Annotated in this window: 2 protein-coding genes and 1 pseudogene; all 3 read right to left on the reverse strand. The window is 57.6% G+C overall.

Annotated elements, in window-relative coordinates; genetic code table 11:
• A partial coding sequence (locus H5U08_RS17530; protein WP_297036067.1) for a hypothetical protein occupies window positions 1–239 on the reverse strand: 239 nt, incomplete at its 3' end.
• A 153-nt stretch (window positions 240–392) separates the two neighbouring features.
• A complete protein-coding gene (locus tag H5U08_RS17535; RefSeq protein WP_297036070.1) occupies window positions 393–1,178 on the reverse strand; it encodes an SDR family NAD(P)-dependent oxidoreductase in 786 nt (261 codons plus the stop codon).
• A 107-nt stretch (window positions 1,179–1,285) separates the two neighbouring features.
• Window positions 1,286–1,825 (reverse strand): annotated as a pseudogene (locus H5U08_RS17540) (hypothetical protein); the annotation flags it as partial.

Here is a 1,825-nt window from a genome sequence, read left to right on the forward strand (position 1 = left end):
CGGCGCACAATATCCGTGTGGACCTCGGCGTCTCCTTTCTTCTGGGGGGCCTGTTCAACTATCTGGGATGGATCCTGTATTCGATGGGTATCGGTAGTTTTGGCAGCTTTGGCGGGTTCCGCCGGATTTCCCTGAACGGTGGGCTGATCCGTCCCGCCTAGCGCGAGCCACGTGGCGGTCCCCAGACCAGCAAAAACGAGAAGCCCGATTCCGATAACTCTCACGGAGTAGTAGGACATGTCATCTCCCCCGCGGTACAAACTATGAAGACTTCCGGGGTGCTGTCAAATTAGGTGTACTGGTGTCATTACATATTCTAGTCAAACAGGATAGTATGAGCAAAAAAGCATGTTTGCGTCGGACGAGAAGAGCAACTAGGCAGGGCGCCGGCGTCAGGCGTATCGTTTCAGGATCCAGTCCATCAGTCGCGGGGCCAGCCTGCTCAAAAGAACCATGCCCTTTCCCCATGTGTGGGGGATAATCTCCGCCTTGCCTTTTTTGATGGCCCGCACCATGCATCGCGCAACGTATTCAGGGGACACGGGTGCCGGTTCCGGCCAGGCCGGTTCTTTGCCCTTTTCGAGGGGGCCGTCAAAAAGTTCCGTGCGTGTTCGGCCCGGGCTAACTATAAGCACATCGATCCCATGTCGGGTTAACTCAGCGCGGATTGATTCGCTGAAGCCGTGGAGCGCAAACTTACTAGCACAGTAGTAGGCCCTCCAGGGGATGCCTCGGTGCCCAAGGATCGAGCTCACGTTCACGATGATGGGACGCCGCCCCTTTTTGAGAAGCGGTAGGGCAAAATAGGTGATTTCAACCGGCGCGAAGAAATTGAGCTCCATAACCTGCCGGAGGATTTCGGGAGGTGTATCCTCGAAACGGCCGAGGGCACCCGTGCCGGCATTATTGACCAGTAAATCAATAGCCTCGAGCTTCCCGGCCGCAAAGTTCACCGCCTCTTGGCGAGCGACGGGATCAGACAGGTCACAGGCGAAGGGAAAGATTTCAGCACCGAAAGAGCGTCCTTTTTCCGCGAGTTCGGCAAGCCGGTCCGCCCGTCGGGCAACCGCCACAATTCTCGGTTGATACGGTAAGAGGGCCTCCACCAGCGCCCGGCCAATGCCACTCGACGTCCCCGTAATGAAAGCCCGCACGTTATGGAGATCGCGTCTGGCCATCGTTCCCGGTTTCCTGAAGGGGTCACGTGTCTCGGTTGCAATGCCAGGGTAGTGGATAGCGGCGTACGAGACAAGGTCTGCTTTAATCGGGAGACAGGTGGGCCGGTTTATTCGTGATCGTCCCCCGGAAAGGCGCCCGTCGGCTCAGGTTCAATGCTCGACGGCCGCAATTCGGAAGCTAGATTTTCCTCCTGGCCCGAGCCGTTAGACCGCGTCCGGTGCACCGACGCGCCGAGCCGCTCAATTCGGGAGAGATACTCCTCCGGCAGACGGCAGCGGATAGTGAGACGATTCTCATGGTGATACCGCTGCGAAAACACTTCCCCATGGGTTTTCACGAAAACCGCTACCCGGGCGTTGTCCACGGTCGTTTCCACATCGACTTCGATGAACTTGCGGGCCAGAAGCTCAGACACCATTTGTGTTAGTTGCGCGAGACCTTCGCCCGTTTGAGCGCTGATGGGAAGGGCCTGCGGGTAACGGTCGAGTAGCGTGTCCACACGACGGCGATCCGCAATCCGGTCGATCTTGTTGATGACCAGGATGGTGTCTTTGCCTTCGATCCCGATTTCTTCGAGCACGCGATAGGCAGAGCTGATTTGCTGGAGAACAGCGGGATTACTTCCATCGGCGACGTGGAGCAGCAG

The organism is Thermogutta sp. (assembly GCF_014359955.1).
In the GTDB taxonomy this organism is placed as follows: Bacteria; Planctomycetota; Planctomycetia; order Pirellulales; family Thermoguttaceae; genus Thermogutta.

Excerpts from the sequence above, each read along its gene's own strand:
- H5U08_RS17535 (WP_297036070.1), bottom strand. The coding sequence starts at position 1,178 with ATGGCCAGACGCGATCTCCATAACGTGCGGGCTTTCATTACGGGGACG.